We start from the raw sequence: 5,301 nt of genomic DNA on the forward strand, positions 1-5,301 counted from the left end.
GAATACTTCTTGCGCCAGTAGTGATAGGTTGAATAACTTACACCTACTTGCTGTAGGCACGACTTCAATGGCAGGCCACTTTGTTGCACCTGCAATTCTAATTCTTCAAATTCTAATCTATTCATAATAATTGAGGTTGGATTGTATATGCTACTGCAAAGCAACAACCAAACCTCAAGCTGTACAATGTGTATTTGTTCGAATGCTTACAGTTATCCGCTTGGTTCAAGAACTTCAACCGCTACAACAACGGTTCGGAAGAACAGTTTTGGTTGTCGGTGTTCAGTGCCAAGACCACTATATCCGACCGCAAGAATGCTAAGAGTTCAATCTTTATCAAGCGACCGTACATATCGGTCATTGGTACTATCCAAAAGAAAATCTTGAATGAACTGGCTAAAGGGGAACGCTCCAGCAATGGATTCATCGACCGTATTTTGTTCGTGATGCCCAATCTACAACAGAAAGCACGCTGGAATGACAAGGAACTGCCTGAGAACATCGAACAAGAATGGAATGCCATTATTGAGAAGCTGATACAACAGGAATGCAGGTTTAATGAATTTGGAGAGATTGAACCGCAAATTCTACCCTTCACCGAAAAGGCAAAGAAACGGCTTTACGAGTGGCAGCACAAATTCTCAGAGTTATGTGACCGGGAAACGAACGATACTATTGTAAGTATCTATTGCAAGTTGGAGATATACATCATACGCTTCTGCCTGATTATCCAATTAGCCCGATGGACTTGCGGAGAGTGCGGCAAAACGCATATCGACCTGCTGACAGTGGAGAGAGCTATTAAACTAACTGAGTATTTCAAAAAATCTGCATTGAGCGTACAAAATATTCTGAATGAGAACAATCTCAACAGTCAGCAACAAGCGATAGTCAATCTGCTTCCCTCATCCTTTACTACCGCCCAAGCTATACAGTTAGCCGAGCAAAACGGAATGAAGGAGCGTACGTTTCAACGCTTTCTCAATGACAATATCGGAATATTGTTCCGCAAAGAGAAGCATGGAGAATATTCAAAGATTAACCCGTGACATTTTTGTCGGTTTTGACATTTCCCAAACTAAAGTGACAATAACGACAAAAGTGACACACTAAAAAAAGAAATTATGAGTACACATAGATTCATATTAGAACCCTACAAAGGTGTCAGCACCCGGCATACTTGCCCAAGCTGCCACCGCCAAAGATGTTTTTCCAAATACATTGATACGGAGAAGCATATCCGGTTTCCTGAATACGTGGGACGTTGTGACCACGAGCAGAAATGCGGTTATCACTTCACACCCCGTGATTACTTTGAACAAAACCCGGCAGAAAAAGAAAGGTTTGCAGAGAATAGTTTCAGGAGTTATACCCCTATTAAGGAAGCGCAACCGATAGCTACCTCTTACATTGATTTGGAGATAGTCTACCAATCATTACGTGGTTATCCATCCAACAAACTGTTTCAATTTCTATCGGCTCAATTCGGAGAAACGGAAACATTGAAACTCATGAAGAGATACAAGGTCGGCACATCCAAGTATTGGGACGGGGCAACCGTATTCTGGCAAACGGACAATCAGAACAGAGTCCGAACAGGTAAGATAATGCTTTACAATCCCGAAACAGGTAAACGGATAAAAGAGCCTTACAATCATGTAACGTGGGTACACTCCGTACTGCATAAGGGGGACTATAATCTGAAGCAATGTTTCTTTGGCGAGCATCTGCTTTCAGAAGATGAGAACCGTCCTGTTGCACTGGTCGAAAGCGAGAAAACGGCAATCATTGCCTCCTACTATCTGCCGCAATTCCTATGGATAGCATCAGGCGGAAAGAACGGTTGCTTCAATGCCAACAGCCTATCCGTTCTGGCAGGAAGAAGCATTGTGTTATTCCCTGATTTGGGCGCAACCGACTATTGGCAGAGCAAAATCAATCTGATGAGAAGCTACGGAATTGAGGTGCAAATGTTCGACTATCTGGAAACAAACGCTACCGAAAACGAGCGAAAAGAGGGATACGACATAGCCGATTATCTGCTCAAGGTAAAACCAGACGAAGCCATTCTTCAACAGATGATGAAGAAGAATCCAGTATTGAAAATACTGATAGAAACATTCGATTTGGAACTCGTCAGCGTACAACAAAGCACTCCGCAACCAAAGGTTTCACCACCCAAGAGACGAGGATTCAGACTCTGAACAAAGGGAGAGGTATCGAGACTTTTTTACTGTAGCAAGTTAATGTCGGTGTATTACATTCCCCGACCACTTGCTCCTTAAAAAGTCTGAGGAGACGGCTCCCGATGGTCACAAATTATTCACTAAAATGCAACTCAAAATGGAAAAGAAATATACGATAACACTCCGTCTGTCTTACAACCAATTTGCATGGCTCGGTGCGCTTTGCAGACGGAGCAAGCAGACCCAAAGCGCAGTTATCCGTTCACTCATCGAGAACGGAACAGTACGTGAACGAATCACAAAAGAACATATCCACATCATCCGTCAGTTGATAGGTGAAAGCACCAACCTTAACCAATTGGCGAAACAGGCAAATACCTACGGATTCTTTGCCGTTGCCGAAAGATGCGAGGAGATGGCAGCGCGTATTAACCAACTTATAAAACAATTGAAAGATGATAGGTAAACAAACGAAAGGGACATCATTCGGTGGTTGTGTCCGCTATGTTTTGAAAGAGGAGAAATCCAAATTATTAGAAGCGGTCGGAGTAAATGGCACACCGGAGCAAATGGCAGAACAATTTGAATTACAAGCATTGCTCAATGATAAGGTAAAGAATATTGTCGGGCACACTTCGCTCAACTTCTCTCCCGAAGATGGCGAACGCTTGAAACACGATGATGCGCTGATGTTGCAAATCGCTCATGACTACATGAAACTGATGGGGATTCAGGACACGCAATACATTGTTGCCCGGCACATCGACCGTGAACATCCGCATTGTCACATCGTCTTTAACCGTGTGGACAATGAAGGGAAGACGATTAGCGACAAAAACGACTTTCGCAGAAATGAAAAGGCGTGTAAGATGCTGACAGCAAAATACCGACTGCACTTTGCTAACGGCAAAGACCATATCAATGAAGAACGGCTTCGCCCCTACGACCTGGCAAAACATGAGATATACAAGGCATTGAAAGAGGAACTGCCCAAGGCTCAAAATTGGAATGATTTGAAAGATGCTCTTGCCAACCGGGACATTGATATGAAATTCAAGGTCAGCCGGACTACACGAGAAATACAGGGTGTCAAGTTTGAGTACAATGGCTTTTCTTTCTCGGGTTCAAAAATCAGTCGAGAGTTCAGTTATTTGAATATCAACAACCGATTAGAACGGAATGCTTGTGAGTTCTCATGTGAATACCTCAAACAAGGATTCACGCATAGAGATGAAGAGGTACAGCAAAGCATTTCCCATTCCAATGATGGTTCAAGCATCAGTCTCGGTTTGATAAACGGTGGTTCATCTTACGATGCCACTGCCGCAGAAGAAGCTGAATTCAATCGCCTGATGAAAAAGAAAAAGGCTAAGCGTAAGCGAGGTTTTCGTTTATAATTCACTATTTATTAACTTTTTAAATTCAATCATTTATGTTACAAAACGATTTAATTCTTGATTTCAATCTCTACTTGTGTGAGAAGTTCGGCTACAGAAACAGTTGTAGCGTGATGCAAAATGCCAATGGCTTTTGCGTGAACATCAGTGAGCGTGATTTAGACTGCTACATCCGCTTCTGGGAGTACAGTAACGGTATGGGTAATTTCCCAGACTGGTCTATCATCATCGTGCGCAGCAATTTCAAGAAAGACCAAGAAGAAAGCCTGAAAGATTTGGCTCGGTTCTTCAAGGAGTACATGCCACGCTACGGTTACAAATACCTTTGCACCGAAGGCGATGACTACAAGTATTATCAGACACTTGGTTTAAAGCTCATCTATCGAGGAATCTTTGACCAAAACAATTATGGATTGCCGATGAAAGACTTGAATGTCTGATACATGGTTAAGGAGGGGATTTTCCCTCTCCTTTTCTCTTTCCGATACGCCCTAATAATAGGTTTCCGATTTATTGATGTTGACAATATGGCGTTTTCCTATGTTTTCATAGTCTACGCTAATTAAGAGCGAAGAAATTACCATATCAAATTTCTTCGCTCCACATCTTATATTATTTCCCCAACGACTTAAAGACTTTTGTTATACAACGCTTTTTCTGTTCCATATTTGGATGAACGTATAAATCCAAAGTTGTTGAAATATTAGAATGCCCTAACAATACACTAACGGTTTTGTAATCACAGCCAGCTTCTATACAGCGAGTGGCAAAACTATGGCGCAGCCCATGATATTTCAATTTGGGAATACCTAACTTTGCCATTAATTTGCCATAATAATTACGGTAGGTACGAGGTTCGGTTGGATATTCATCATTAGTCAAGACATAGAACTCTTCATTAACAACTTTCTTAAGTGGTTTTACCATTGCAAGAAGCTCCTTTGTCATAGGAATTTCCCGACATGAGTTTTGTGTCTTGGGAGTGTTGATAACCAACTCGGTATGTTTCTCAGTCCCATTAATAATGTAAATTCGTTCAATTGTACGATTGACTGTTATCGTTCCCTCAGAAACATTGATGTCACTCCACTTCAAAGCGCAGACTTCCCCTATACGAAGTCCTGTACAAAGACTGATGTAGATACCTAGTCCGGCAAAGGAGAAATGGCTTTGAATATGATTGAGTATTTTCTTGTGATTGGCAACTGACAGTACTTCCAATTCTTTGGTTGTCGAAGAAGACGGATATTTGATGTCCCACTCTTGATAATCCATCCATTCATTTTTCACACCGAATTTCAGAACCATTTTCAGAACAATCAAAATGTCTTTTACGGATTTCACACTCAGCCCATTCTCAATTTTCCGCAAAACAAAGTCTTGCACAGCCTGTTCATGGAGTGTATTACTTTCTCCAAAAATTGGAAGAATGTGATTTTCCAAGATAAGCACATAAGCAGCCATTGTGGACTGCTTTACATAAGGTTGCTTGTACTCTTTCCATGCAACCGAGATTTCTCTAATTGTTTTTTGTCCCATAATTGTATATTAAAGTATGTTGTACATATAATTAGAGAATAATGAATCCCTGATGTTCCCCCTTTGAGATTTCCGGAGTTTACGGAGGAGTGGGAAATGGTATCACTCCAAGATATAGCTACTATAAATCCAAAATCAAACTCACTCCTGAATACTTTTATTTATATAGACTTGGAAGC

The 5,301-nt window shown here is 41.4% G+C and carries 5 protein-coding genes and 1 pseudogene; 5 read left to right on the plus strand and 1 reads right to left on the minus strand.

From position 1 onward, the window contains the following. Positions 1-209 precede the first annotated feature (209 nt). The 5 genes and pseudogenes from G7Y39_RS12940 to G7Y39_RS12960 form a co-directional block, all read left to right on the plus strand. Positions 210-1,049: pseudogene (locus G7Y39_RS12940) on the plus strand (DUF3987 domain-containing protein); the annotation flags it as partial. 75 nt (positions 1,050-1,124) lie between these two features. After that, a complete protein-coding gene (locus G7Y39_RS12945) occupies positions 1,125-2,204 on the plus strand; it encodes a DUF6371 domain-containing protein (RefSeq protein WP_165157858.1) in 1,080 nt (359 codons plus the stop codon). Between the two features lie 139 nt (positions 2,205-2,343). After that, positions 2,344-2,652 carry a MobC family plasmid mobilization relaxosome protein gene (locus G7Y39_RS12950; protein WP_165157859.1) on the plus strand — a complete coding sequence of 103 codons (309 nt, stop codon included), beginning with the start codon at positions 2,344-2,346 and terminating at the stop codon, positions 2,650-2,652. Next, a complete protein-coding gene (locus G7Y39_RS12955) occupies positions 2,642-3,583 on the plus strand; it encodes a relaxase/mobilization nuclease domain-containing protein (RefSeq protein ID WP_165157860.1) in 942 nt (313 codons plus the stop codon). The genes G7Y39_RS12950 and G7Y39_RS12955 overlap by 11 nt, the downstream gene beginning before the upstream one ends. A gap of 35 nt (positions 3,584-3,618) precedes the next feature. Continuing rightward, positions 3,619-4,023: a hypothetical protein gene (locus G7Y39_RS12960; protein WP_165157861.1), complete on the plus strand. Its 405-nt coding sequence runs from the start codon at positions 3,619-3,621 to the stop codon at positions 4,021-4,023. Positions 4,024-4,195: 172 nt separating this feature from the next. Here G7Y39_RS12960 and G7Y39_RS12965 read toward each other — a convergent pair whose 3' ends face one another. Next, a complete protein-coding gene (locus G7Y39_RS12965; protein WP_165157862.1) occupies positions 4,196-5,122 on the minus strand; it encodes a site-specific integrase in 927 nt (308 codons plus the stop codon). Positions 5,123-5,301 lie beyond the last annotated feature (179 nt).

Origin of the sequence: Parabacteroides sp. ZJ-118, assembly GCF_011038785.1 — a bacterium.
Lineage (GTDB): Bacteria > Bacteroidota > Bacteroidia > Bacteroidales > Tannerellaceae > Parabacteroides.

Bases quoted from the DNA above. Each gene is read 5' to 3' on its own strand.
- G7Y39_RS12960 (WP_165157861.1), top strand. From the start codon at position 3,619: ATGTTACAAAACGATTTAATTCTTGATTTCAATCTCTACTTGTGTGAG.
- G7Y39_RS12950 (WP_165157859.1), top strand. From the start codon at position 2,344: ATGGAAAAGAAATATACGATAACACTCCGTCTGTCTTACAACCAATTT.
- G7Y39_RS12955 (WP_165157860.1), top strand. From the start codon at position 2,642: ATGATAGGTAAACAAACGAAAGGGACATCATTCGGTGGTTGTGTCCGC.
- G7Y39_RS12965 (WP_165157862.1), bottom strand. From the start codon at position 5,122: ATGGGACAAAAAACAATTAGAGAAATCTCGGTTGCATGGAAAGAGTAC.
- G7Y39_RS12945 (WP_165157858.1), top strand. From the start codon at position 1,125: ATGAGTACACATAGATTCATATTAGAACCCTACAAAGGTGTCAGCACC.